This is a genomic window from Methylocaldum gracile (assembly GCF_053646815.1).
The window spans coordinates 66,472-92,500 of record NZ_CM132196.1; the positions used below are offsets into that span (position 1 = coordinate 66,472).

Genomic DNA, 26,029 nt, shown 5'->3' on the forward strand with positions numbered 1-26,029 from the left:
AAGTAGGTGCCGCTTCGTCAATCTTCCCGAGGTCTATCTTCGTCCGCCGTGTTCTCCCGGTTATTCGTCGGCACCAAACTATCAGCAGCCGGGCGAGAGGCATCGAGGAACCTCGCCCAAATTTCGTTCGGTTCCCATACGCGTCCGATATGCGCCCGGGCCTGGTCGAGAGACCAGCCCAGCCGCGCTTGGCCATACAGCGCGATGAAGCAGGAGACCCGATAGTTGCGGGCGCAATGGACAAACACTTTCTGGCCTTCCGATTTGTCCATAAGCTCGAGGAACTGCCGGAAGTATTTCCACTCGGGCGCCGGAAAATCGACCGGAATGTGGTGATACGTCATGCCCAGTGATCGGACGAGACCGGCCTCGTCCGCCAGGCAGTAGCGCGGGTCCAGCAACCCGAGATTGATGATGATTTCGAAGCCTGCCTGCGCCAGCAGCCGAAGTTGCTCTTCCGTCGGCTGACCCCCGGTTGCCAGTTCGTCGGAAAGAGCGACATAGTTTTTGATCTCATCGATTGCCATTGATGATACCTACGTGTCTTCCATTTTGGCGGCAGACGAGTGTTTATCGAACTCCTCGACCAAGGCAGCCATCTCCTGGGCATCATGGTTTCCATATTCCCTGAGTCCCCGGACCACGCCCGCCCGATTAGGCGCAGGCTGATTCTGGCTTACCTTCCATTTTCCCACGAGTCTGGTGATGACGATCTCGACGCCGACGATCGCTTCGATCAGACGGTCGGTGAATTCGCTAGGAGCGTCCGATACGGACCACGGTTCGCTGAACGAGGCTTCATGCCGGTCGGTGAGCGCTTCGAGCTGGCTCCGCAGCCAGACCGGGTCATCGATAATGCGAAGCGGACCGTAGGCATGCACGGCCACGTAGTTCCAGGTCGGAACCACCTTGCCATGCTCCCGTTTCGTGGCATACCAGGATGGGGTGACGTAGCTGTCGGGGCCGTGGAATATCGCCAACGTCTCGACATCCGAAACCAAGTCGCGCCATATCGGGTTCGAGCGCGCCACATGGCCGCGTAAGATGCCGAATCGGCCCTGTTCTTCGGAGAGATGTAAAGGAATGTGATTCGCGTCGATTCCGCCGGGCGACAATGTGACAAGCGTGGCGAGCGGATGCGTGCGAATCAGCTCATGCAGGACTTCGACTCGCGATTCTTCGAAATGTGGTGGAACGTACATGGCCTTGTTCGTTGATGTGCAATGGACGGCAAAACGCGCCGTTTCCTAATCGGTCCACGCCAATGAACCGTTCTAGGCCGGAAGCGCATAAGAAATCCTGGTGTTGTTGACCGTGACCAGGCCTTGCTTTTGCAACTCCTGGAGCAGGGACGCCAGTTCTTGTTCAGAGAGTTGCTTCTGAAAAAGGGAGTTGATCGTACTCGATAATGTCTGGGCGGTTCTCGGCTTTGAAGCACCGCGCCGCTTAAGATCGCTGATGATGAGGTCGAGTTTCTCGGTCGCGGGCATCGGATTGACTGCCTTTATGATCGGTATGTCGGTGACGTCCCGCGATCGGCACACCAAGATCTTCTTGCTCTTGAGATGCTGAATCAGCGGATCGAAGCCTGTGTCCTTAGAGACGATGTGAAAATACGCGTCTGGCTCGGACACCGCAAGCCGGCCGATGTAATAAGCAATGTGGAAATCCAGCGCATTCGAGCCGTTGCTGGCGATCTTGACGTACTCCGCTCGATCTCCCATGCGCTGGAGCGTGGCAGCGATCTCGAACGCAAGCTTCGACTGATTGGCTCCGACGAACACGATAACCTTGAAATGCTCCTTGTCGAGAACGGAGATCGCCTCCGGTTGCACATTCTCGTAGTCTATGAGTACGTAATTCGTCTTCACGTGGCGGCTTCCCCCCGAATTTCCAGATGGCTTCATGTCGGCCTTCCCGCGTCTCGTTATGGGGTGCCGGCAAGCTCCATGACTAAAGCGTAGATGAAAACGCCGGAACGTCGGTTCGGCTCCGTGCCTGCGGGAACTTTTCCGGAATAAATCGACCCTGAGCAATAAGCGCTGCCGAGTTGCGCTGCATAGGCAGGATATTCGAAATCCAAGCCACATACTTGGGGAGGCGGTATGCACGACTGGAATGTCGTCGTTTCGGTGTTCGAGCATGGGTTCAGGCGTGCCCGCGATCTGCTCGAAACGCTCGGTCCTGTCCACAAAACCGATTATTTCAATGTGCTGGTGATGAAGCTCGAAGATTCGGAAGGATTTCTCAGGACCCTAAAGGAGTGGTCCGACAGAGATCCCGAAATCTTCACGCAGTGCATTTCCCGCGCGATTCCCCTCACGGCTCTGTTCGGTTTTCAGACCCCGCCGGAGTTCGAGGCAAAAGCGCGCGAGGCCACCGCCCGCTGGCTGCGAGATCTAGCTGGCGCTCGATTCCATGTGCGCATGCACCGCCGCGGATTCGCCGGGCGCCTGTCCAGCCAGAACGAGGAGCGTTTTCTCGACGAATTCCTGCTGACCAAGCTGGATGAAGCCGGAATGCCGGCCTCGATCGACTTCCAAGATCCCGATGCCATACTAGCCGTCGAAACGGTCGGACAGCGAGGCGGGCTTTCGCTGTGGACGCGCGAGCAATTGCGGACTTATCCGTTTCTGGGTTTGGACTGAGCAAGACCTGCCGTTGGCCGTCAACATTTTTGCCTGCCTCGTGATACGAAGCCGCTCGATGCGTGTCAAAGGCGGGTAATGGGGCGATGTGCCGATCGGCTTGGCGGATCGGGAAGCCCTGAGTGCGGTAGGTCGCCAATCCCTTCCCAATCGCAAACGGTCGCTTTAGTCGCGACCCTTCCGACAAAGCTCCTCGCCGACCCAATGTGTCGGCAAAGGATTGCCGACCTACGAATTTCCCGATTCTTACCGCTAAACTACGGTGAAAAACGCTTTAGCCAGCAAATTTTTTCCCGCCTCGTGATGCGAAACAGCCGGATGCCTGTCAATGGCCAATGGTGTTATCTGCTGATCGATTTTGTGATCGAGAAGCCCTGAAGATTATTTTTAAGTCGCATAGCCATGAATCCAGCGGAAAACCTCCCGGAAGGCTTTCAAGCCGGTTATCTCACACTGCTCGAAAGCGGCGAATTGGAGCAACGGGTCCGCATCGCCCGTCAGCATCTTAAATCCTGCGATCTCTGCGCGCGCTATTGCCGGGTAGATCGGCTGCGTACGACCCAAGGCGCGGTGTGCCGGACCGGAGAGCGTGCCGTCGTCTACAGCTACGGTCCTCATTACGGGGAAGAAGACGTCCTGCGCGGCTGGAACGGCTCGGGAACGATTTTCTTCAGTTGGTGCAATTTGCGCTGCGAATTCTGCCAGAACTGGGAAATCAGCCAAAAAGGCGAGGGCCGCGAAGTGGAGCCGGACGAACTGGCGGCAATGATGCTGGACTTGCAGGCCCGAGGCTGCCACAACATCAATTTTGTCACCCCCAGCCATGTGGTGGCGCAGATTCTCGAAGCGACGCTGATTGCCGCCCGGCGGGGACTCACGCTGCGCCTGGTCTACAACACCGCCGGCTACGACAGTCCCGAAGCTCTCGCTCTGCTGGACGGCATCATCGACATCTATATGCCGGACATGAAATACGGCGATTCCGTCATCGCCCACCGATATTCGCATGTGCGGAATTATTGGGAGGTCAACCGGGCGGCGGTCAAGGAAATGTACCGACAGGTGGGCAACCTTCGGTTGGCCGAGAATGGCTTGGCTTACAGGGGGTTGTTGGTTCGACACCTGATTCTGCCGGCCGGCTTGGCCGGAACGGAAAAGGTTCTGAAATTTATCGCCCGCGAGATTTCCACGGAGACTTATGTCAATCTGATGGGACAGTACTATCCCGGCTATCGGGCCAGCGACCTGCCGGAGCTATCCCGCCGCATTGCCGCGACGGAATACAGAGAAGTGCTGGATATCGCCCGGCGTCTAGGCCTGACGCGGCAGGACCGACCGTCACCCGTGAACCGTTTGCTCTGAGCGTCATGTTACTGATCCAGCTTCCGCGCATGCGGAAGCAACATCCGGGGCAATAGCCGGCAGCCATCGCACCCGAATGTCGGCATTTCCTCTATTTGGCTTTACATATACCTGGACAATCCGCGCCGCCCTGGGTGGGATCGCAGTCGTCACTCGGATCATCGACACAGACTTGATCATCGGGGCACTTGGTTCCCGCGATCCCGCCACAGGCTACGGGTTCAGTTTTCGGGCACTCGCCCTGATGGTCGATGGAAACTCCAGCGGCAGCTGCCTCACAGGCATTGCCATAAGTTTTGCCGTCGCAACCGCAGACGGGATCGAATTCCTTGGTGCAAGCGGTTGGTTTGGTTTTGCAGACCCCTTGTGCATCTGCAACTTTGCACTGGCCGACGCCAAGATCACAGTATTGTCCCTCCGGACAAGACAACCCGCGGATAGTACCGCATACGGTTTCGGGTGGTTTGGGCGGAGTCTCGCGATCGCAACCAGCAAGCAAAGCAAGTAAAGAAAAATAAACCAGCAGTGTGACAAGCCTTTTCATACTCTAATCTCCATGATGTTCAACATCGTTCGATGTTGTCGTAAGGCATGTGAATAGCGCGGTTTTGCGGCGCCGGATTCCCTGAATTTCCATCGAGTCCTCCTTGCACACCCTCGATGAGGGCCGGCTAAGTATATGTACGCTATGGAAAAGGCGTAAAGCTCTGGATGTGCAAGGCATATGGTTGGTCGCCGGTCTATCGGCTCCAGACTGAGAGAATGTCTTAGAACCACCCGAGATCGGAGCATCGTAGATTAGGCAGGAGTCGCATTATACGGTGCTCCCAACAGGCCTGACCGGGATGGAAAGGATTCTGGTATTCACGGGATGCGAGAATTTCGATGAGACTCAATTCGAGATTTTTCCCTCTGCTTCGATACGAAATCGGTGACTAGACAGTTACACTGGCACTGGCAAGCAGCGGGTCCGCCTCGATCCGAATATCGTGATAGCCAAGCAGACGGATATTAGCCGTACAGCCAAAATCTCAGCTGAATGCGGCGCAAATCTCTTCTTCGGATGTTCGAAACACCGCGTCGGCATTAGCTCCAAACCACAGTATCGGCTTTAAGGTCGCGATAGAGACATGCGGGCTCGGCATTTCCTTTCGAGTAGCTGTCGAGGAAATCCGTGACTGCGGCCGGTGTCAAAGCCTATACGCTCCACGCATCGGTGTCGGGATTCTTTTGTACAGCCATGGCGCATCACTGGATTTTTTCGGCCTTCCATAAGGACTATACTGTACAAGTTTTTACCATCCGTACTATTGTCGAACTGTGACAACGCTCGCTTCCCGTACGATCCTGCTAGTTCTCTTGACGCTGATGCAAGTCATCGCGCCGTGGGTTCATGCGCACACCGGGGGCGAAACGGGCGGCTTTCTGCATGTTCCGGGGCTGGAATTCCTTTCGAAAAGCGGAGAGACATCGGTTCAAGCCGATGCGCCGCCGCTCGATCAGGACGTCATTATCAGCGTTCAGGCCGGATTCTGGGGCGAGGCCGGCAAAGCCAAGTTTTCGCCGATCGCCGATGATCAGCCTTGCCTTCCCTCCATCGCCGCGTCGATTCGGCGATCACAACTAATCGCGACCCCATCTCTTGTCGAGGAATCACCCTCGCCGGATTCGTGTTTCTACCGCAATACCGCCCCGCGCGCCCCACCGTTAAACGCTTGACCAAATTCGCCTTTTAAAGGACTTTCGCTCTCTGTTCCCGGCTTTATCGGGGGCCTGCCCTGTGTGGGCGGGTGGCCTTTAACGAAAAGAATTCAGTGTGGACATCGGGCAATGGGCACGGGAGCGTTTCCCGTCCAGCTTGAGCAGCGGTCACCGTCGTCCCGGCTCGTGACTTTGGGAGAAAAATACCAATGAAGCTTTTAGTGTGTGTGGCAGGCGCGGCTTGTTTTTTCGCGATCGCGCCCGTCGCCTCCGAAGAGCGCTTTGTCGATCATTACGATGAGCTGGTGTTCGACGAATCGCTGAGCCTTGGCCAGGTCATCGAGGCCACTTTCGAAAAATACCCGCAAAGCGCTCTCATCGCGGCTTTCGAGAATGAGGCTAAGGCTCTGGAGCGCCGCAGTGCCAGTTGGATAGCGGGTTACCCTGCGGTCTATCTGCAATGGATCGACGATCGTGCCTTTAACGATCGCGGCGCGGTGGAAATACAGACCGGCTATCAAATTCCGGTATGGATGTGGGGCCAGCGCGCGGCGAGCAGGGCCGTGGCCGAGGAAGCGACGCAGAGCACCGCTTTGCTCGCGCGGGCGATAAGGCACGAGGTGGCCGGCCTAGTGCGCGATGCCCTATGGAACCTTCGGCTGGTGGAAAACCGATATGAGCTTGCCGAGCGTATCTACGAGGTTTCCAGGCAGTTGACCGCCCTGGTGCAACGGCGTGTCGATGTCGGCGACCTCGCGCGGGCAGACTTGCTGCTTGCGGAAAGCGACGAGCTGGAGAAAAAGACCGCGGTTGTTCAGGCCGAAGCGGAGGTGATGCATGCCCGCAAGAGCTATTCCAATCTGACCCGCCTGGAGCGTGCGCCGAAATTTTTCGAGGAGGAGCAAAGCCCCCGCAGCACGTTCGACGAGAGCCATCCGGCCCTGGCCGTCGCCAACGCATTGATCGAGCGCGCCCAGGCCGAAGTCGAGTTCACCCGCAAGTCCAAGCAGGGCAACCAGCCTTCGATTCTGGTCGGTACCCAGCACGAACGGGGCACCCGAAAAGAAGGCTATAACAACGAAACCAACTTCGTGCTGCAAATCCCCATCGGCGGTGAGGCCTATAACGCGCCGTTCGTGGCCGAGGCCAATATCGTCCTGACCCAGCGCCTGACTGATCGGGACATCTTGTTGCGGCAGTTGGAGAAGGCGCTGCATGAGGCGATACACAATCTCGAGGTCGATCGCGCCGCCCTGACGATCGCCGAAAGGCGGCGGGAAATCGCCGAGTCCCAGCTCAAAATGAGCCGGCTCGCGTTCGAGACCGGGGAGATTTCGCTGATCGATTATCTCAAGATCCAGGCCACCGCCCAGGCCGCCATTCGCGATGCCGCCGAACGGGCCATCCTGTTGCAGCGGGATATCGCGGTCTACAACCAAGTGGTCGGAGTCACGCCATGAGACTCGTCTTTTTGTCCATGCTTTTATATTTTTGCGCGACGGGACTCGCGGCCGAGAATGCGGTTCAGATTACGGCGGAACAAGCGAAACATTTGGGAATCCGCACGGTGAAGCCGGAAGAGGTTGCAGCCATGCCGCTGGCGCGGGCGCCGGCCCGTGTCGTTTTACCGCCGCAGAACGAATTCGTCGTCAGCGCCCCGCAAGCGGGAGTGATCAGCAACGTCGCCGTACCCCTGGGCGTAAGGGTGAAACAAGGCGAAGTGCTCGCCCGTATTCAGAGTCCCGATTTGCTGGCCCTGCAACGGGAATTGCTCGATGCCGCCTCCGAATTCAATTTGGCCCAAGCGCGGCTGAGACGGGACGAGACTCTGCTTAAGGAGGGCATTATTTCCCGGTTGCGCTGGCAGGAAACCAAGAGCGATTTCGACAAGGCTCAGGCGGCGCTGCGGGCAGCGGAACAGACCCTGGCGGCGTCAGGGCTGGGCCAAGGCGAGATTCGGCGCCTTAAGACTAATCGGCAGCTGAGCAGTCTGATAGAAGTGCGTTCCCCGATAGACGGCGTCGTGCTCGAACGCATGGCCGTGGTGGGGCAGCGGGTGGATAGACTCGCGCCGCTGTTTCGGGTCGGCAGACTGGACGAATTGTGGCTGGAGGTCGACATGCCTCAGGAACGGCTGCACGAGGTGAGAATCGGCGACCGCATCAGCCTGGAAAATTCTCGGGCCACCGCCCGCATCATCGAGGTCGGTCAGCACGTGGATCCCAAGAGCCAAAGCGCTTTGGTACGGGCCGTGGTCGACAGCCCAGCGGAGGATCTGCGGCCGGGCATGCACATAAACGCGCAACTGATGCACAAAAGCACCGACCTGATTTTCCGCCTGCCCGTCGCCGCGTTGGTCGGCCACGAAGGCCGAAACTACGTGTTCGTGCAAACGCCTGAGGGTTTTGTCGCGCGCGAAGTGGCGGTGGCCGGTCTGGAAGCCTATAGCGTCGTCATTCACGAAGGCTTGGACGCGGGCGAGGAAGTGGCCGTGCAAGGCGTGGCCGCGCTGAAGGCCGCCTGGCTCGGCATGGGAGAAGAAGAGTGATCGCACGTTTGATCCAGTTCGCGCTGACCCAGCGCCTGTTCGCCTTGCTGAGCGCCCTGCTCCTGGCCGGCGCCGGCTGGTTCGCCGCGGCCAATCTGCCCATCGATGCCTTTCCGGACGTTTCGCCGACTCAGGTCAAGATCATCATCAAGGTGCCCGGCATGACCCCGGAAGAGGTGGAAGCGCGCGTCACGGCGCCGATCGAGGTGGAAATGCTCGGCATCCCCAGGCAGACCATGCTCCGCTCCATCGCGAAATACGCGCTTACCGACATCACCATCGACTTCGAGGAGGGCACCGATATTTATTGGGCGCGCCAACAGGTGGCTGAGCGCCTGAACGAGGTTTGGGGAAATCTGCCGGGCAACGCGGAAGGCGGTATCGCACCCATGACCACGCCTTTGGGCGAGATGTTCATGTTTACGGTGGAAGGCGATGGCTTGAGCCTCTCCGAGCGGCGAACCCTACTGGACTGGGTGATTAGACCGGCGCTGCGCACGGTGCCGGGCGTCGCCGACGTGAACGCATTGGGCGGGATGGTGAGAAGCTTCGAGGTCATTCCCGACAACATGCGGATGGCGGCTCGCGGCGTGAGTATCGGAGAACTGGCCGAAGCGCTCAAGTCCAACAACCGCAACGACGGCGCCGGCCGTTTGGCCCAAGGCGAGGAGGCGCTTCTGGTGCGTACCGAGGGGCGGATCGTCGACCTGGACGACGTGCGCACTATTGTCGTCGCGGAGCGAAACGGCACGTCCATCACCGTGGGCGACGTGGCCGACGTCCGCATAGGCGCCCTGACCCGCTACGGCGCCGTGAGCCAGAACGGCCAGAGCGAAGCGGTCGAGGGCCTGGTGCTGAGCCTCAGGGGAGCGAATGCCCGGCAGGTGGTGGAAGGAGTCGAGAAGAAGCTCGAGGAAATCCGCCCGGCTTTGCCCAAGGAGGTCAAAGTCAGCGTGTTCTACAACCGCGGCGACTTGGTCGGGAAAGCCATAAACACCATCGTCCGGGCCTTGGTGGAGGCTACCGTTCTGGTGCTGATCCTGCTGGTTCTGTTCCTCGGCGATCTCCGGGCCGCGCTGACCGTCGCCTTCATTCTGCCCATGGTGGCCCTGTTCACCTTTCTGCTGATGAACCACTTCGGCCTGACGGCCAATCTCATGAGCCTCGGCGGGCTCGCCATCGCGATCGGCAAGCTGGTCGACCCGGCGGTGGTGGTGGTGGAGAACATCACCACCCATCTCGCTGAGCAGAGCAAGACGAATCGAGTGCCGCGACTGCACGCGATCTACCGCGCCATGCGCGAAGTCACCGCGCCCGTGGTCTCGGGGACGATCATCATCGGCGTCGTGTTCGTGCCGCTGTTTACCCTGGAGGGCCTGGAAGGCAAGATGTTCAAGCCCTTGGCCTTCACCAACGTGTTCGCCATGAGCGGATCGTTGATCTTCTCCTTGGTCGTGATCCCGGTCGTGGCCTCTTTCCTGATGAAGCGCGTCAAACACGAGGAGCCCTGGCTGGCGCGGAAGCTCTCGGAATGGTACCGCCCGGTCCTGATCTGGTCCCTCGCTCACGGCCGCACCGTGTTGCTCGGCGCGGGACTGCTGCTGCTGTCCACTGTGGGCGTTTATTTCCAGATCGGCAAGACCTTCATGCCCACCATGGACGAGGGCGACATCATCGTGCAGGTGGAGAAACTGCCGTCCATCACGCTGGAGCAGTCGGTGCGGCTGGACCAGCAAATCCAAAAGGCTATCCTGGAGCACGTGCCGGAAGTGACGCGGGCCGTATCCCGCGTCGGCGCGGACGAGATCGGCCTCGACCCCATGGGACTCAACGAGACCGACAACTTCTTCGTCCTCAAGCCGCCGGACGAATGGCGCATGGACAGCAAGGAAGCCCTGATCGACGAAATCCGTAAGGTTCTGGATACCATTCCCGGCATCGCTTACGGCTTCACCCAGCCGATTCAGATGCGGGTCACCGAGATGCTGACCGGAGTGCGCGGCGACGTGGCGGTCAAGCTGTACGGCCCGGAACTCGCCGTGCTCAACGCCAAGGCGGAGGAAATCGCCGCCGTGATGCGGAAGATTCCCGGCGCTTCGGACGTGTTCACCATCCGCAACGAAGGCATGCAGTACCTGGTGGTGAAAGTGGACCGGCTGGCCGCGGGACGCCTGGGGTTGGATGCGGATTCTCTGGCCGACACCTTGCGGGCCCAGATCGAGGGGCTCAAGCTCGGCATCGTCCAGGAGGGCATCCGCCGCACGCCGTTGCTGCTCAGAGGCTCCGGAGAGCCGGCCAATATGTCCACCCTGCAGATCGCCTTGCCCGACGGGCGCCGGGTGCCATTGTCGGTAGTCGCCAAAATCGAGCCGGTGGAAGGCGTGGTGGCGGTCAACCGCGAGCGGGGCCAGCGCTACACATCGGTGCGCAGCAACGTCGAGGGGCGGGATCTGGTGGGCTTCGTGGAAGAGTCCAAGCAGGCCGTGGCCGGCCAGGTGCAGCTGCCTACCGGCTATTACATCGAATGGGGCGGCCAGTTCGAAAACCAGCAGCGGGCCGCCGCCCGCTTGGCCGTGGTCATTCCGGTGTCGATCGGGCTGATCTTCCTGCTTCTGTTTTCCACCTTCGGCTCGGTGCGCCAGGCCATTCTGGTCTTGGCCAACGTACCCCTGGCGCTCATCGGCGGCGTGTACGGCGTCTGGATTTCCGGAGAATATCTCTCGGTTTCGGCTTCAGTGGGCTTCATTTCTTTGTTGGGCATCGCCGTGTTGAACGGTGTGGTGATGGTGAGCTATTTCAACCAACTGCGGGTACTTGGGCTACCCATGGATGAAGCGGTGGTGATAGGCGCAATGCGCCGGCTTCGGCCGGTGCTGATGACCGCCGGCATCGCCGCCTTCGGACTCATTCCGCTGTTGTTCGCGACCGGCCCGGGCTCGGAAATCCAGCGGCCGCTGGCGGTGGTCGGCGTCGGCGGACTCTTCACGTCGACGCTGCTGACCTTGGTGCTGCTGCCCATTCTCTACCGTCGCTACGGCGAATCCAGAGTCGGGTCCAATCTCCTCTCCCTCTGGGAGAAGATTAGGGTGGGGGAGCCAAAACAATGATTTCCTCCTTATTCCATTCGGCATTCGAGTGAACATTCATCGTAGGATGGGTAGAGCGAAGCGAAACCCATCGATGGCGGGATAGCCCCTCGGCTCCGCTCAGGACAGGCTCCGCGTAACCCGCCGATTGGAGGTCGCTTGGTGGGTTACGGCGCACGCGAAGCACAGTGATCGGCAGTCGGTCAGTGCTGATGTGCGCCTAAGCCACCCTACGAAAATGAATGCCTGATTGAAAGCGATTTGGAATTACCCATTCGGAGCATCCCATGAGCGAATTCTTTCTCCTTACCTTGATCGCCCCACCCGGTCACGAGGAACCCATAATCGATTGGCTATTGCAGTACGAGCATCCGAGCGGATTCAGCAGCTTTCCGATCAGCGGCCATTCGAGCCATCCGGAAAGCTTGACCCTGGTTGAGCAGGTGACCGGACGCAAGCGGCAGGTTCGCTTCGATGTGCAGCTCGCCGGCTCCGACCTGGAGGTGTTGCTGGATCGATTAAAGACAGATTTCGCAGGATCGGCGATTCACTACTGGGTTTCGCCGATTGTCGATGCGGGGCGGCTTTGATGGACGGAGAGCGGCTCCGGGCCGATTAGAACAAACGATCGTCCGATCGCGGCGGCGGTACCGGATGAACAGTCTTTTGGTAAGTCGCCAGAATGCGCTGAACATAGTTGCGGGTTTCCCGATAAGGGGGAACACCCTGATATTGTTCAACGGTTCGCTCGCCCGCGTTGTAAGCGGCCACCGCCCATTCGACGTTGCCGCCGAAATGCCGCAACAGCCAGTGGAGATATGCGGTTCCGCCCTTGATGTTTTCCACCGGGTTCCAGACATCCTTGATGCCGAAACGCTCCGCCGTGGCGGGAATGAGCTGCATCAGTCCCTGGGCGTTCTTGCTGGAGAGTGCGGACGGATTGAAACCGGATTCCGCCTGGATGACGGCTAATACCAATCGCGGATCGATGGAATATTGCGGTGCGATCTGGCTGACCCAACTTTCGACGAGTTTCCGGCTTGGATTTGAACTGGGCTCGATGCTGGCTGTAACCGGTGCCGGTTCGGGCTGGCAGTCGGAGTCGTCCGCAGGAGTTATGCCCTGGTAGCGCACCAGCATCCGCGCCGCATAAACATCGCCGGTCTTGGCCGCACGCATGAACCAGCCTACGGCGACGTCCGCCTTGCGGGAAAGGCCTCGGCCGTTGAAGTACATCCAGCCGAGGTTGTACGCCGCTTGCGCATCCCCGAGCAACGCCGCTTTGCAGTAAAGGCGGTAAGCCTCGGCGTAGTCCTGTTTGACGCCTCGGCCGTGCTCGTAGCGCAGAGCCAGGGTGCGCAGATCGCTTGCCGTGTCGATGCTGTCCTGCGCCAGGACAAGCGTCGCGCTGATACTTAGCAGCCAACCAAGCAGGAGTCGAATTGCAATCAAATTGGGCTCTCCAAAACCGACGGCACTGGTTAAGCAGCGTATGTGCCAATCGTTTGGAATGCGTGTGTCGCCTGCAAACTTGGGGCAAGCCCGCGGCTCGGACGCCGCAACTGTAAAATTTTTCGACAAATGGACTGTGTCGTACAGGGCGACACCCGATACGGTTCAGACGCGGACCGCACGGTTATGGCTATAAGTCATTGAAGGACTGGCGGAAACTGGAGATCTCCCGCCTCCGATACGTAAAAGCCCCTGGAATGGCGATAGCCTCGAAGGAAGCATTTCGAGGCGGAAAGAGCGGGAAGATTAGTCCGGGGAGTGTAAAGCGGGTTTTACGGCGACCCGGCCGGATGCAATTGCTTCCAGCGGAAGCAATCGACGGTGTGGTCGTTCACCATCCCGGTCGCCTGCATGTAGGCGTAACAAATGACGGAGCCGACGAAACGAAATCCGCGTTTCTCGAGGTCCTTGCTCATCGCGTCGGACTCGGGCGTTCGGGCCGGCACGTCCGCCATGCTCCGCCAGGCGTTTTGCCTGGGACAGCCGTCGACGAAGCGCCAGACAAAGGCGTCGAAGCTGCCGAATTGCTCCTTCACGTCCAGAAAACGGCGGGCATTGTTTACCGCCGCGGCGATTTTGAGGCGGTTGCGAACGATGCCGGGATTGGCCAGCAGTTCGGCGGTCTTGGCTTCGTCGTAGCGGGCCACGTGTTCGGGATCGAAGCCGTCGAAAGCCGCGCGGTAGGCGTCTCGTTTACGAAGAATCGTGGTCCAGGAAAGGCCGGCCTGTGCGCCCTCCAGAATCAGGAATTCGAACAGCAGGCGGTCGTCGTGGACGGGCGTTCCCCATTCATGATCGTGATAAGCCTGCTCCAGCAGGCTGCGCTCGGCCCAAGTGCAACGAGTCAATGGTTCCAATGGGTCCATACCGGAGTCAGATCGGACGGAAGCGGGGGTAATCGGCCCAGTTTCACCCAGGCTGTTTCCGGGCTGTGAAAGTCGGAGCCGCTGGAGGCGCGCAATCCGAAACGCCGCGCGTATTCGGCGCTGGACTGGGTATCGCTAGGAGAGGCCGTTCCCGAGACGACCTCGATCGCCTCGCCGCCGCATTCCTTGAATTCCCCGATCAGCCGTCGCATCCAACTGGCGGTGAGTTTGTAGCGCTGCGGATGGGCCAGCACGGCGCCACCGCCTGCTTCGCGAATCCAAGCGATGGCATCCGCCATTTCGGCCCACCGGGTCGAAACATAGCCCGGCTTGCCGCGGGTCAAGAAACGCTCGAACACGTCTTTCATGCTTCCTGCCAGACCTAGCTCCACGAGATGGCGAGCGAAATGGGTGCGTGTAATCATGCCGTCGCCGGCCATTTCCCGCGCCGCTTCAAAGGTGCCAGGAACACCGTAGCGGTCGAGGCGCCGGCCGATCTCTTGCGCCCGTTCGAGGCGCGTTGCCTGGAGGCGGCTCAGTCCCTGTTTTAGGACGTTGCAGTGACGGTCGATGCGCAAACCGACGATGTGGATGGTTTTGTCCGCCCAGGTTACCGATATTTCGACGCCGGGAATCAGTTGAATGCCGGCATCGAGGGCGGCGGTCTCCGCCTCGTCTAGGCCCGCGGTGGAATCATGATCGGTAAGGGCGAGCACGTTTACGCCGGCTGCTGCGGCCTGGCGAACCAATTCGGACGGCGAATAGGCGCCGTCGGAAGCAGTGGAATGGGTGTGGAGATCGTACAAAGGCACGCCCGAGGTTTGAGTCCGGAAAGCCGGGTATTGTACCCGATTTACGGCTGGCGATTTTCGGCTTCCCTCCGGCGAATCGAGCCGTAGGGCACGGCTTAGGAGGTGAACGATAGATCCCGTGCGCGCCGCACCGCGGGTTTCTGGCCATAGAGCCGCGCGTACAAACCTTTGCCGGAAACCAGGGTTTCATGATCGCCCTGCTCGCAAATGCGCCCGTCCTCGAACACGTAAATGCGGTCGGCGTGTTTGATCGCGCTCAAGCGGTGGGCGACGATGATCGTCGTGCGGTCCGCGAGGAATTCGTCCAGACCTTCGTACAAGCGGGTCTCCGTTTCATTGTCGATGGCCGAGGTCGCTTCGTCGAGGATCACCACCTTGGGATCGGCCAGGATCATGCGGGCGATCGCCAGCCTTTGGCGCTGACCACCGGAAAGCCGCATGCCCAGCCGGCCGACGACGGTATCCAGCCGGTCGCGGCTGTCTTCCACCACGTCCCTGAGTTGGGCGATTTCGAGCGCGCGCCAGAGTGCTTCGTCGGGCGCCGGACGGCCCAGGGTCAGGTTGGCTCGGACGGTGTCGTTGAACAGCACCGGGTGCTGCAATACCGTGACCACATGTTCCCGTATCACGTCCATCCCGATTTTGTCCATAGGCGCGCCGTTGAAATAGACCATGCCCGAAGTCGGGGGATAAAGGCCGATCAATACTTGCACCAAGGTCGATTTGCCGCCGCCGCTTGCACCGATCAACGCGACTTTCTCGCCGGGGCGGATGTCCATGGAGATGCCGCGCAAAACCTCGTTGCCGTTCGGATAGGCGAAGTGAAGATCGTCGATGAAGATGCCCACTCTCCTATCCTTTTCGAAGGGATCGATCAGATGCGGGTACTTCGGCTCCTGCTTCAGGTCATTCAATTGGTTGATCCGCTCCAGCGCCGCCTTCGCGCCGAACCAGGCGTACTGTATTCCCAGAATCTCCTGCACCGGGGTCATCATGAACCACAGGTAGCCCGAGACCGCCATCATCTCGCCGACGGTGAGGTCGGAGTAGATCACCATAAAAAAAGCCAAGGCGCGGAAGACGTCGAACCCGAACAGGAAGACCAGAAAACTGACCCGGTTGGCGGCGTCGCTTTTCCAGGCGTAGGCGGCCGAATTCTCGCGAACCGTCCGTGCCGCTTCCATCAGCCGCCCCATGTAGTGCTTCTCCCGATTGCTGGCCCGGATTTGATGGATGGCATCCAGGGTTTCGGTGAGTGCGAGCTGAAAGGCGCCGATCGCGGAATTTTCTTCGCGCTTCAGATTTTTTACCCGTTTTCCCAGCGTTTTGGTGAAAAAAATCACGATTGGATTCAGGAACAGGATGAACAGCGCAAGCTGCCAATGCATCCACAGTAGAATGACGGCGGTGCCGGTCAAGGACAGTAACGCCACCACGAAGCGCGCGACGGTTGTGCCGATGAACGTATCGAGCGTATCGAGGTCGGTGACCAGATGGGTCACGACGGAGCCGCTGCCGAGATTTTCGTATTCCGCCATGGAGATGCGCTGCAGCTTGCCGATCAGCCGGCAGCGGATGCGATAAATGGTGTCTTTGGCAATAAAGCTGAACTGCCGCGTCTGCCACACGTTAAAGATCGCCGCGATCAGGCGCAGGAGCAAAGTAAGCCCCAGTATGGCCGAAATATACAGGGCCGGCCCATGCCATTCGGCGGGAAAAAGCCGGTCGAGCAGGCCGACGGCCATGCCGGGCTTGTTCAACAAGACCTCGTCCACCAGCAGCGGCATGAGTAAAGGCACGGGGACCGCGCTCAAGGCTGCGAACACGGCGATCAGGTGAGCGGTGAACAATTCGCGCTTGTGCTCCAATGCGACGGATCGGATATAGGCCCAGGTGAAGCGGTGGGAATTCTGAGGACTGGAATCGGAAACCATTTCTAAGTCGTTAGGCCCTAAGAGCGGGATAAATCAGCGGCACGCTTTCGGCAGGCAATCCAGGACCGGGTGGAGAAAAGCGTCCGTAGCCAGCGAGCGTTTTCGCCGGCAGCGGGCCGACGATACGCTCCAGTTCGGACAGCCGAATGCCTTGGCGGACCAAATAACTAATATAAGTGTGGCGCAGGGCGGATGCATCGATCGTTTCGGGCTGCGCAAGGCCGGAATCGACGGCCGCGCAGGCGATCAACGATGCCGGGTCGTCTGTTTCCAAGCTGGGAAAGTCTTCGCTTTCGGCCAACCAAAGTTTAAGGCGCCGAGGAATGGGCACGGCCCTAGAATTTTTGCCGTCGATACGCAGCGTATCACCGGCGTGTTCGAACTGCTCGGCACGCAGTTCCGCGATTTCCTCAAGGCTCAGACCGGATAGAAACAGGCCTATCGTCCATTTGGTGCTGCGATTGGCCGCTTCCAGTAATACGCGGACCTCCGGCTCGGTCAGTTCTCGTATCGTCGGGCTTTCCAAAGCGGGAAATTGTTCTGCGGGAAGGGCCGACGGCGTTGTCATTCGACGCTCAAGCAAAATTTTTTCCGGCACCGAATAAACGTGGATATCGGGTAAGACTGTCGCAGGCGGCGGGGTTTCCCGGCGCGTGAGGTATTCGTAAAGCCACACGGTGATCAGGCCGAGGCCGAGGCTGCCGCCGAAGACGATACCGCTGTCGCGCCAATAATTCGGCCAGATTGGTCGAGCCGGGGCATAGCCCCGTTCCAAGACCTGGAGTTGAGGGAGGTTTTCGTAAGGTTTCGCTTCGACCTGTGCCAGCCGGATTTCGGCGTCGCGGTAAACCTCTTCAAGCTTTTCGAGGTTTGCGCGCATAGCCTCATGCTCGGCGAAACGGCTTGTGAACTCGGTCGCCTCCTGCTCATGCGCCTCGATTTGACGGCGTATTTCCCGGACGGTCTGTTGAGCGGACGCATAAGCCTGTTGTGCTTCGCTCAATGCGTTCTGTTTCCCGTATTCGAGCTTTTTCTTGATCTCGTCTTCGGTTTGTTTGAGCTGTTCCGGAATAAGCTTGAACTGAGGCTGTAGCGAAAGGTATTGAGACGTGTATCGGCGTTTCAAATCCTTGAGCTGCTGGCGCAGGTCGTGCGCTTTCTTTTCCAGACTCGCCAATCCTTGCTCATCGCTGGGCGGCACCACGGGCTCGCCTCGGGCGATGGCCTCTTTGATGGCGTCGAGCTGGGCTTTCGCTTTGACCTCATCCTCGGTGGCTTTGTTGAGTGCGGTGTTGAGACCGGAAAGCCGGGCCATGGCGCGGTTGTCCGCGTCGTTTTTCGAAACGATGCCGTGTTTACGGCGAAATTGATCCAGTTCCCAGCGCTTTGCCTCGATTTTTTGGGCGAGCTGTTGAAATTCGAGCTGCAAGGCCGTGGCGGTGCCGTCTTTCGTTTCGCGGGTCTGTCGTTCACGGCGCGCTTGATAGGCATCGATCCAAGCGTTAATGACCGAAGCCAGAACCTTGGGGTTCGATCCTTTGGCGTGCAGCTTAACGATGTTGGTCTCGGTTATGACATCGACCGAGAGCAAGGCCTGAAGATCGCCGACAGTCAAGTCGGACAATTCGGGTGCGTCATCAGCGGCTCTTAAGTTTCTCAAAGTTGCTTCAAGCAAAGGGACGCCGAGCAGGATCTCGCTTTGTACAGTAACGTGCTGGACGCTGGCTTTCGCGTCTGCTTCGTCTATGGCGGTAGGCGCTACCGTAAGCAATGCGGCCGTGCTCTCATAGACCGGCTCGCGCAGCCACACAAAAGTCGCGCCGGTCACGAAGGCGAGCAAGAACGCACAGGTAAACACCATGAGACGGTGGGATCTTGCGGGTGGCAGGTCTGCGCCGGAATACCCCAAGAAATCCCTTGGCGGCTGTGAGCTGCGCAAAATTTCGATCGACGGTAGATCCTGCATGGCTGATTTCCCGCGAAGGTTGCTCGTTGTCGTTTACACGCTCGGTATTCTAGCCCGTGTAGGCTCGGGCCGGTCTATAAAAGCACATCACCGATTGGATCAGCTTCCGGGAATGATAACCCGACCGGTATGTCGAACCGTGTTCTCTGTGTCGGCCAACTTTGACGAGATGACGGCCGATGGCCAAAGCATCGGCTGTGAATTCCGCGTTGGCGGACGTGTGGATAGATTTCATTTCTTGTTGGGAAATATGACGGTGTCTCAATACCGACTTTGCCGCACGCTGCTGGAATTCATGTTTTCCTGATACAATAAGCCTTTTCTTTGCTAGGCCTTGACGGGAAATAAACTTTCGTGCGTTCCGAGGGTGCTATCCGGAAGTTCTCATCGATAAATGGATTTTCGCCCACGATAAAGTTTGGCAATCGGCTTGGAATTTTGGTACGGCCTGGTCGCCCTCGGTAACCAGTGGGTGCCGAGGGGCAACATAAAACAACAGCGATATCGGGCACTTTTATGATTGTTAAGGAATCTAGATTACAACAGAGACAGCACAGTTACAGTCGGGACGAATTGATTCAATGCGGACGCGGTGAAATGTTCGGCCCCGGCAATGCCCAGTTGCCGCTTCCTCCGATGTTGATGTTCGATCGCATCACCCGTATCAGTTCCGATGAGGGGCTTTACGACAAAGGTATGATCATCGCCGAGTTGGATATAACGCCGGACCTTTGGTTTTTTTCCTGCCACTTTCAGAATGATCCTGTGATGCCGGGCTGTCTCGGCCTTGACGCCATGTGGCAGATGATCGGATTTTACCTCGGTTGGATGGGCGGGTTAGGGCGCGGGCGCGCGTTAGGTGTGGGAGAGGTCAAGTTTCGCGGCCAGGTACTGCCGCATCATAAGCTTGTGACTTACCGTATTCATCTCAAGCGGGTGATGATGCGTAAGTTAGTCATGGGGTTTGCCGACGCGGAAATGGAGTGCGATGGCAAGGTCATCTATGAGGCTAGCGATCTTCGGGTCGGCCTGTTTACCTCTACAGATGCGTTCTGAGCGAGCTATACAGATATGAGACGCGTTGTTGTAACCGGCATCGGTATCGTTTCCAGCATAGGCAGCAATCAACAGGAGGTAACCGAGTCTCTGCGACAGGGGCGTTCGGGTATTCGGTCCAGTGAAGAATACCGGGAGATGGCATTCCGCAGTCAGGTCTACGGTCCGATCGATCTGAATTTGGACGATCTTATAGATCGCAAGATTCGCAGATTCATGGGAGATGGCGCAGCGTACAATTACCTCGCCATGCAGGAGGCAATCGCCGATTCGGGCTTGGACGAATCCGAAATATCGCATTCTAGAACCGGCTTGATCACGGGGTCGGGCGGTCCTTCCACGGCGAATCTCTTGCTTGCGTTCGACAACTATCGTGAGAAGGGCGTTAAGAAAGTTGGGCCTTATATGGTGCCCAGGACCATGTCCAATACCAATTCCGCCTGCCTCGCGACGCCGTTCAAGATCAAGGGGGTCAATTACTCCATCAGTTCCGCATGCGCGACCAGTGCCCACTGCATAGGAAACGCGGCGGAACTTATTCATCTGGGCAAGCAGGACATCATTTTCGCCGGCGGCGGCGAGGAAGTGCATTGGACGATGACCGTGCTCTTCGATGCGATGGGAGCGTTGTCTTCGCAATATAACGACAGGCCCGAGATTGCATCGCGTCCCTATGATGCCGACCGGGACGGATTCGTTATTTCGGGAGGCGGCGGGGTACTGGTTCTTGAGGAGCTGGAGCATGCCAAGGCCCGTGGAGCCAAGATTTACGGCGAGCTTATCGGATACGGCGCGACCTCCGACGGTTTCGACATGGTGCAGCCTTCCGGCGAGGGGGCTGCGCGTTGCATGAGGCAAGCCATGGAAAGTGTGCGCAACAAGATCGATTACATCAATGCGCATGGAACGAGCACGCCGATCGGCGATATTAAAGAGCTGCAGGCCGTGAAATCCGTTTTCGGCGATGAGGTTCCGCCCATTAGTTCGACAAAGTCGTTGACAGGCCATGCTTTGGGCGCTGCGGGCGTGCACGAAGCGATTTATTCCTTATTGATGATGAATGGCGGTTTCATTTCCGCTTCGGCCAATATCGAAACGCTGGACCCGGGCGCGGAAGGCGTTCCCATCGTGCGGAAGCGGATCGACGATGCCCGCATCGACACGGTCATGTCGAACAGCTTCGGGTTTGGCGGGACTAATGCTAGTTTGATCTTCGGGCGTTATGGTGGATAGGGCGGCAGGCGCTCTGACCGAAAAGCAGCGTTACGAATTCAATAAGCTGCAAAAGAGATTGCGCCGTTTAGTCGGCGAGGCCATCGCCGACTATCGAATGATCGAGGACGGCGACAAGGTGATGGTTTGCCTCTCGGGAGGAAAGGATTCCTACACGCTTCTGGATGTCCTGCTCAGTCTTCGGCTGAATGCCCCGGTTCAGTTCGACATCATTGCTGTTAATCTGGATCAGAAGCAGCCGGGATTTCCCGAGCACGTGCTGCCGGAGTATCTCGCCGGTCGCGGGATTCCTTACCATATCATTGAGCAGGATACCTACAGCATCGTCAAGCGGGTAGTACCGGAGGGCAAGACGACATGCGGTTTGTGTTCCAGATTACGACGCGGGTTGCTTTACCGATATGCCGCTGAGCACGGCATTACCAAGATCGCGTTGGGTCACCATCGCGACGATATCCTTGAAACCTTCTTTCTCAACCTGTTTTACGGCGGCACCCTTAAGGCAATGCCGCCCAAACTGTTGAGCGATGATCGGCGCCATATCGTTATTCGGCCACTTGCGTACTGCCGGGAAAAGGATATTGAAGAATACGCGCGCATCAAAGCGTTTCCGATTATCCCGTGTAACCTCTGCGGCTCGCAGGAAAATTTGCAGCGTAAGGCGATGAAGGAAATGCTGCAGTCATGGGAAAAGCAGTTCCCAGGGCGCTTGGAAACTATTTTTACAGCGCTGCAGAATATAGCGCTATCTCAGCTTGCGGATCGCAATTTGTTCGATTTCATCGGGCTCGATCAGGTACGAGGCGATGTGACTGGTAATCAGGATGCTTCCGTCTCCGCCGGGCTGGAAGTGCTTTTTCTCTGAATGATCCAATCGGTACCTCGTGTTTTCTGCCCGTGCTAGGCGGGTGCGTGGGTTCAAACGTTCCGCCCTTTCTGCCCCTTGCATTTTCGGGAAATCTTCTTTATAAAAGATTCCGTGCTACATGCACTACCAACTAAAAAATCTTAAAGCTTTGGAAATTGAGGAGGATCTTATGAAAAAATTGGCATGCGTTATCAGCTTGGTCATGGTAGCTCTGGGAGTGATTGCTTGCGGTAACTCTCCTGACGGTGACAAACAGAAGATCTCGACCACCGTATCCCCGAGCCTTTAATTTTTTTTTGATAAGTCTTTCTGCCCTTTGTACGAAGCGGCAGTAGCTTTTAATAATTAGCTTTTAGCCTTTAAAGGCACCGATATTAACCTGGATGAAGGTTTCTTCATCCAGGTTTTTTTGTGTCACTGAATCATAAAGGCGCGGCTGGTTTACGTACCGTTTTTGTTGCTACGATTAACGGATCGATCCGTTGGGCCGCTCGTGACAGACGTCCAGCGACTTGACAGCGCTAGCTCAGACGGTAAGATAACCGGCGCGATAGCATTGTTCTGCTATTAAGATTTTCGATAAAACCAAATAAGGTAGGTTAAGAAATGGGAGCCATACTAGATTTAGTTGAAAAAATGAGAACCCCGATGGGTATGGTGGTCACTATCGTAGTTATAGCTGCTGCCGTCTTCTTCGTCCGTTGGGTTTTCAGCGACGACGACAAGAAATAGGCCACCAAATGTGGCAAGCATAGGCGTTACCTTATAAGTTTTTAATCTTAGTTAACAATCCTATCCTTGCCACTTCCTCGTAAGACTTCTCCTCCACCGCTCGTCTAGCTGGGCAAATAGCCTAGCCATTCCCGAAACCAATCGATTCTGGTGCCCCAAATCCACCACCCGTTATAATTGCTTGCCCTCTTTTTCTACGAGAGCTGTTTTTCGGGTGCGAAGCTCGCGCCCTCTGGGAAAGCAGTTCGTTGATAGGAAATAAGGGGTTGTTTACATCCTCGCCAAGGGAGGGGGAGGAAATATGCGAATATTCATCACTGGCGGAACTGGGTTTATCGGCAGGAGCTTATGTAAAGCACTGCTTGGCGCAGGTCATCAGTTGACCGTGCTTAGTCGAAAGCCTGAGACAGTGCCCGGAAAGTGCGGGATCGGAGTGGTCGCGCTGAAAAGTTTAGCCGAATGGACGTCGGATCAACATTTCGACGCTGTGATCAATTTAGCGGGAGAACCCATTATCGGCCCCCGTTGGAGTGAGCAACGAAAACAAATTCTATGGAATAGTCGAGTCACCCTGACCGAGCATCTCATCGACGCGATCCGTAATGCCAATTCCAAGCCGACGGTGCTTATCAGCGGATCAGCGGTTGGAGTCTACGGTGATCAGGGGAACGAAATCCTTGATGAAAATTCGCCTCCGGTACGGGGCGAGTTCGGCCAAGAACTATGCGAGGCATGGGAGCGTGTTGCATTAAGTGCAAGGGAATACGGCGTTCGGGTATGCCTGCTTCGGACCGGATTGGTCATCGGCAAGAATGGCGGGTTTCTGCAAAAAATGCTGCTTCCGTTCAAGCTTGGGTTAGGTGCGCGGCTTGGCGATGGTAAGCAATGGATGTCTTGGGTTCACATAAACGATCACGTTGCGATGACTCAGTATTTATTGGAGTCGCCGGCTCTCGACGGAGCGTTCAACCTAACGGCACCTGAACCGGTGCGCAATGATGAGTTTACTCAATGTTTGGCAAACGTTTTGAGACGGCCCGCGCTACTAACCGTTCCGGCATGGCTTCTCAGGCTGGGTGCCGGCGAAATGGCGGAGTTGATGCTGGGGAGTCAGCGGGTGATTCCCAAGCGTTTTCAGGGCCAGGACTTTAAGTTTTTGTATAACACCTTAGGGCTGGCGTTGCAGGATACGCTTGCGTCAAACAAACCTCATGTTCCCTGAATTTTTGCACGCCGGTAGTAGTGCGAAACTGATTGGTATGCTTTTCATGCTGTAGTCACCGTTATCCGTTGCGAATGGTTATGGCTGGATTTGGGCAACGAAATCGATAAAACTCCGCGCCGGTAACGCGCCTTTATGTTGTCTTGGTCAATCTCGGCAGGCAGATGTATGACCCGCTCAAAAAACCATAGGCTCGTTCCAACAGAAAATAACGTTCGCCAATGCTTCCCTCGTGCGCATTTCGCTTTTCGCCCCGGACGATTAGCTGATCTTCGAGGATTTGTATTTCGAAATCGTCGGCCTCCATTCCCGGGATTTCTATATCGATCGTAATCCGATCATTCTCCTCCCGCACTTCCGCTGGCAATAAACCCCATCGCGACGCTCCCTGCGTCAATTTTCCCCCTTCGTGAGGAGGCTCGCGAAGTGTAAAGCGCGTGAGTGCATGGGACGCTCGTTGTTTCAAGGCAGACCAGCCTTCGGCAAGCGAATGCAAAGTATGGTGTAGACCGTGGTGTATGTGGTTCAGCGTGTTCATAGAAGGCCCTAAAATGTCACTTACAGCGCGCGCCGGCGTAAAGCCTCGAGTTCTTCGAGTAAATCCAATGCCAGTGCCGCGCCGGGCAGGTTAACCCCGAGATCGCGTTGCAGATGTAACGCCGTTTGCAAGCGCCGTAACGCGGCGGTGTTGAATTGCCAATTCATCGGCTCCGAGCCTTCTGGATCGACAATTCCTTCGTTAACCATTTCAAAAATGGATTCCGCGTCGACTCTGCATGCCTCGCATACATCTACCAGAGATAGTTTAATCGTTTCGTCCAATACCATACCGGACGAGGAGGTAGCGGTCCGATTCGTCATGTTCACGCTCCCATATGCGCCCGTGGATTCATCGGCATGACCTCGGCCATCTTTCTATAGAGAGACTTGGCCTCCGCGGTTGTGGCCTCCGGAATCACGATGCGCAGAGTTACAATTTGATCTCCTGGTGGAGTGCAGGGCAGCCCGCGGCCTTTTAAGCGCAGCCTCTGCCCACTTTGAGAGTTAGGAGGGAGCTTGAGTTCGACTTTGCCGCCTAACGTCGGTGTGGGAACCGAAAGTCCGAGAGCGGCCTCCCAGGGCGTTACTGGCAACTCCAGCGAGATATCCGCGCCTTCGGCGCGAAAGAATGGATGAGGCTTAAATCGTATTTCCAGATAAAGATCACCCGCCGTGCCGCCCAACCGACCCGATCCGCCCTGCCCGGACAGGCGAATGCGTTGTCCTTCTTTGACGCCTTTCGGTATCTTGACGTTTAAGGTGCGGGTCTTGTTAACAACCCTGCCTTTTGCATCGATTTCCGGGCTCGCAAGAGTAACCGTTTGAGTCCCTCCCGAGAATGCCTCGTCGAGGCTGATGTAAATGTTGGCATATTGATCCTGGCCAGATAGAGGTCCGGTCCAGCCGCTACGGGGTTCTCGCCGCCCGCCTCGCGTAGCCCGGCCGAATAGGCTGTCGAAAAAATCGCTAAATCCGCTTGCGTCGCTCCCCGTAAAACCGCCACCACCAAAGTCGAAGTCAAATGCCCAGTCGGGTGGAGGCGTAAAACGTTCGCCGTGCTGGCGACCGGCCGCGATTTGATCGTAAGCCGCGCGCTTTTCCGGGTCTTTCAAAACTTCATAAGCCTCGCCAAGTTCCTTGAAGCGCTCCTCGGCATTACGTTCCTTGCTGACGTCCGGATGATATTTGCGGGCGAGCTTACGATAGGCTCGCTTTATATCCTCTTGCGAGGCGTCTCTGGATACACCCATGATCTTGTAATAATCCTTGAATTCCATGAAACAGTGTTCCCTGTTAGATTTTGGATAAGGCTACCGCTGCGGGGTAAGTTATGACATTGAAAAGCCTTAGAAATCATAACAATGTAAAGCAAGCAAGCACAGCTGCGCCGGTCAGGTGGCATGCTTTGGAGCAGGTATCTGCGGCGTATCAAAGACGAACCCCGCTTTCGCGGGGTTCTCGGTTTGACAGACGAGCTAAATGGCTCGTTTAGAAGGCCAGAGAGCCACGCATCTGAACCGTGTCGAGATCTGACGGATCCCCTTCGAGAAGTGCTCGACTTGTCCCGGCGGTGCCGAGATCTATATCGATCACATGGGTGTAGTCCAGCATCAACCGGAACCACGGATTCAGATACCAGTTGACACCGAGGGTCGCCGCTGTCTCGCGTCCGCCACGTTCGCCGGGCGTACCGATCTTGTTCATGTTGACTTGCGAAATGCGGCCTTTGAGTTCCCAGGCGCCCCAGCCGCCGGCCAAGTCAAAGTTTCGATTGGGCGTTAAACGCTTAATGACGGCATCTTTCGGATCGTAGGCGGCGGCCCGCGATTCGCCGGTCAGGCTATACATCACGTCGAAGTGCCAACCGTCGAACTTGGCGTCTTCGGTTCCATCCCCGTTCCGTTGCAAATAGGCCACGTTATATTCGCTTTCGAACGAGACGG

The 26,029-nt window shown here is 57.3% G+C and carries 23 protein-coding genes and 1 pseudogene (1 of these 24 cut by a window edge); 11 read left to right on the forward strand and 13 right to left on the reverse strand.

From position 1 onward, the window contains the following. Positions 1-17: 17 nt before the first annotated feature. The 3 genes from ACWJJK_RS00295 to ACWJJK_RS00305 form a co-directional block, all read right to left on the reverse strand. On the reverse strand, positions 18-527 hold the full coding sequence (locus ACWJJK_RS00295; protein WP_347258953.1) for a protein tyrosine phosphatase family protein: 510 nt from the start codon (positions 525-527) through the stop codon (positions 18-20). 9 nt (positions 528-536) lie between these two features. Next, positions 537-1,202, reverse strand: coding sequence for an FMN-binding negative transcriptional regulator (locus tag ACWJJK_RS00300; protein ID WP_454128533.1), 666 nt, complete (start codon positions 1,200-1,202; stop codon positions 537-539). A 72-nt stretch (positions 1,203-1,274) separates the two neighbouring features. Next, positions 1,275-1,871 (reverse strand): PIN domain-containing protein, encoded by a 597-nt coding sequence (locus ACWJJK_RS00305; RefSeq protein WP_077728157.1) that lies wholly within the window; start codon positions 1,869-1,871, stop codon positions 1,275-1,277. 234 nt (positions 1,872-2,105) lie between these two features. Here ACWJJK_RS00305 and ACWJJK_RS00310 point away from each other — a divergent pair, with 234 nt between their 5' ends. After that, positions 2,106-2,648 carry a THUMP domain-containing protein gene (locus tag ACWJJK_RS00310; RefSeq protein WP_156881352.1) on the forward strand — a complete coding sequence of 181 codons (543 nt, stop codon included), beginning with the start codon at positions 2,106-2,108 and terminating at the stop codon, positions 2,646-2,648. Between the two features lie 402 nt (positions 2,649-3,050). Beyond that, entirely contained in the window at positions 3,051-4,010 is a 960-nt protein-coding gene (locus ACWJJK_RS00315; protein ID WP_077728155.1) for a radical SAM protein, read from the forward strand. A gap of 91 nt (positions 4,011-4,101) precedes the next feature. Here ACWJJK_RS00315 and ACWJJK_RS00320 read toward each other — a convergent pair whose 3' ends face one another. Next, entirely contained in the window at positions 4,102-4,554 is a 453-nt protein-coding gene (locus ACWJJK_RS00320) for a Kazal-type serine protease inhibitor family protein (RefSeq protein WP_086133210.1), read from the reverse strand. A 776-nt stretch (positions 4,555-5,330) separates the two neighbouring features. Between ACWJJK_RS00320 and ACWJJK_RS00325 the strand changes: the two genes are divergently transcribed. The 5 genes from ACWJJK_RS00325 to ACWJJK_RS00345 all read left to right on the forward strand — a co-directional run bounded on the left by ACWJJK_RS00325 (position 5,331) and on the right by ACWJJK_RS00345 (position 11,935). Continuing rightward, positions 5,331-5,729, forward strand: coding sequence for a hypothetical protein (locus tag ACWJJK_RS00325; protein ID WP_077728153.1), 399 nt, complete (start codon positions 5,331-5,333; stop codon positions 5,727-5,729). A 191-nt stretch (positions 5,730-5,920) separates the two neighbouring features. Then, positions 5,921-7,171, forward strand: a complete 1,251-nt coding sequence (locus tag ACWJJK_RS00330; protein WP_086133212.1) for a TolC family protein — start codon at positions 5,921-5,923, stop codon at positions 7,169-7,171. Next, positions 7,168-8,259 carry an efflux RND transporter periplasmic adaptor subunit gene (locus ACWJJK_RS00335; RefSeq protein WP_086133213.1) on the forward strand — a complete coding sequence of 364 codons (1,092 nt, stop codon included), beginning with the start codon at positions 7,168-7,170 and terminating at the stop codon, positions 8,257-8,259. The genes ACWJJK_RS00330 and ACWJJK_RS00335 overlap by 4 nt, the downstream gene beginning before the upstream one ends. Then, positions 8,259-11,366, forward strand: a complete 3,108-nt coding sequence (locus ACWJJK_RS00340) for an efflux RND transporter permease subunit (protein ID WP_454129064.1) — start codon at positions 8,259-8,261, stop codon at positions 11,364-11,366. Before ACWJJK_RS00335 ends, ACWJJK_RS00340 begins: the two co-directional genes overlap by 1 nt. 266 nt (positions 11,367-11,632) lie before the next feature. Beyond that, the gene (locus ACWJJK_RS00345; RefSeq protein ID WP_077728150.1) at positions 11,633-11,935 is read left to right on the forward strand and encodes a DUF3240 family protein; all 303 of its coding nucleotides are present in this window, start codon (positions 11,633-11,635) and stop codon (positions 11,933-11,935) included. 25 nt (positions 11,936-11,960) lie between these two features. On the opposite strand, the gene ACWJJK_RS00350 is transcribed toward ACWJJK_RS00345, so the two are convergent. The 5 genes from ACWJJK_RS00350 to ACWJJK_RS00370 all read right to left on the reverse strand — a co-directional run bounded on the left by ACWJJK_RS00350 (position 11,961) and on the right by ACWJJK_RS00370 (position 18,435). After that, positions 11,961-12,797, reverse strand: coding sequence for a lytic transglycosylase domain-containing protein (locus tag ACWJJK_RS00350; RefSeq protein ID WP_240502368.1), 837 nt, complete (start codon positions 12,795-12,797; stop codon positions 11,961-11,963). A 332-nt stretch (positions 12,798-13,129) separates the two neighbouring features. Further along, on the reverse strand, positions 13,130-13,705 hold the full coding sequence (locus ACWJJK_RS00355; RefSeq protein ID WP_454129065.1) for a DNA-3-methyladenine glycosylase I: 576 nt from the start codon (positions 13,703-13,705) through the stop codon (positions 13,130-13,132). Next, a complete protein-coding gene (locus tag ACWJJK_RS00360) occupies positions 13,702-14,535 on the reverse strand; it encodes a PHP domain-containing protein (RefSeq protein WP_347257543.1) in 834 nt (277 codons plus the stop codon). Before ACWJJK_RS00360 ends, ACWJJK_RS00355 begins: the two co-directional genes overlap by 4 nt. Before the next feature lie 95 nt (positions 14,536-14,630). Then, entirely contained in the window at positions 14,631-16,469 is a 1,839-nt protein-coding gene (locus ACWJJK_RS00365; protein ID WP_156881349.1) for an ATP-binding cassette domain-containing protein, read from the reverse strand. 10 nt (positions 16,470-16,479) lie between these two features. After that, entirely contained in the window at positions 16,480-18,435 is a 1,956-nt protein-coding gene (locus tag ACWJJK_RS00370; RefSeq protein WP_434110629.1) for a GumC family protein, read from the reverse strand. Positions 18,436-18,951: 516 nt separating this feature from the next. On the opposite strand from ACWJJK_RS00370, the gene fabA reads away from it, so the two are divergent. The 4 genes from fabA (at position 18,952) to ACWJJK_RS00390 (ending at position 23,546) form a co-directional block, all read left to right on the forward strand. Then, positions 18,952-19,491: a 3-hydroxyacyl-[acyl-carrier-protein] dehydratase FabA gene (gene fabA / locus ACWJJK_RS00375; RefSeq protein ID WP_077728144.1), complete on the forward strand. Its 540-nt coding sequence runs from the start codon at positions 18,952-18,954 to the stop codon at positions 19,489-19,491. Between the two features lie 15 nt (positions 19,492-19,506). Continuing rightward, positions 19,507-20,724, forward strand: a complete 1,218-nt coding sequence (gene fabB, locus ACWJJK_RS00380) for a beta-ketoacyl-ACP synthase I (RefSeq protein ID WP_156881347.1) — start codon at positions 19,507-19,509, stop codon at positions 20,722-20,724. Further along, positions 20,714-21,589 carry a tRNA 2-thiocytidine(32) synthetase TtcA gene (gene ttcA / locus ACWJJK_RS00385; RefSeq protein WP_077728142.1) on the forward strand — a complete coding sequence of 292 codons (876 nt, stop codon included), beginning with the start codon at positions 20,714-20,716 and terminating at the stop codon, positions 21,587-21,589. The genes fabB and ttcA overlap by 11 nt, the downstream gene beginning before the upstream one ends. A gap of 1,036 nt (positions 21,590-22,625) precedes the next feature. Further along, positions 22,626-23,546, forward strand: a complete 921-nt coding sequence (locus ACWJJK_RS00390) for a TIGR01777 family oxidoreductase (RefSeq protein ID WP_077728141.1) — start codon at positions 22,626-22,628, stop codon at positions 23,544-23,546. A gap of 44 nt (positions 23,547-23,590) precedes the next feature. On the opposite strand, the pseudogene ACWJJK_RS00395 reads toward ACWJJK_RS00390, so the two are convergent. The 4 genes and pseudogenes from ACWJJK_RS00395 to ACWJJK_RS00410 all read right to left on the reverse strand — a co-directional run. Then, positions 23,591-24,084 (reverse strand): annotated as a pseudogene (locus ACWJJK_RS00395) (Hsp20/alpha crystallin family protein). A gap of 20 nt (positions 24,085-24,104) precedes the next feature. Then, positions 24,105-24,374, reverse strand: a complete 270-nt coding sequence (locus ACWJJK_RS00400) for a chaperone modulator CbpM (protein ID WP_347257548.1) — start codon at positions 24,372-24,374, stop codon at positions 24,105-24,107. 35 nt (positions 24,375-24,409) lie between these two features. Next, positions 24,410-25,363, reverse strand: coding sequence for a DnaJ C-terminal domain-containing protein (locus ACWJJK_RS00405; RefSeq protein WP_156881346.1), 954 nt, complete (start codon positions 25,361-25,363; stop codon positions 24,410-24,412). Positions 25,364-25,574: 211 nt separating this feature from the next. After that, on the reverse strand, positions 25,575-26,029 hold the 3' end of the coding sequence (locus ACWJJK_RS00410; RefSeq protein WP_166642736.1) for an OprO/OprP family phosphate-selective porin. 1,093 nt of this gene lie beyond the right edge of the window; only the last 455 of its 1,548 coding nucleotides appear in the window; the start codon falls outside the window, past its right edge; its stop codon occupies positions 25,575-25,577.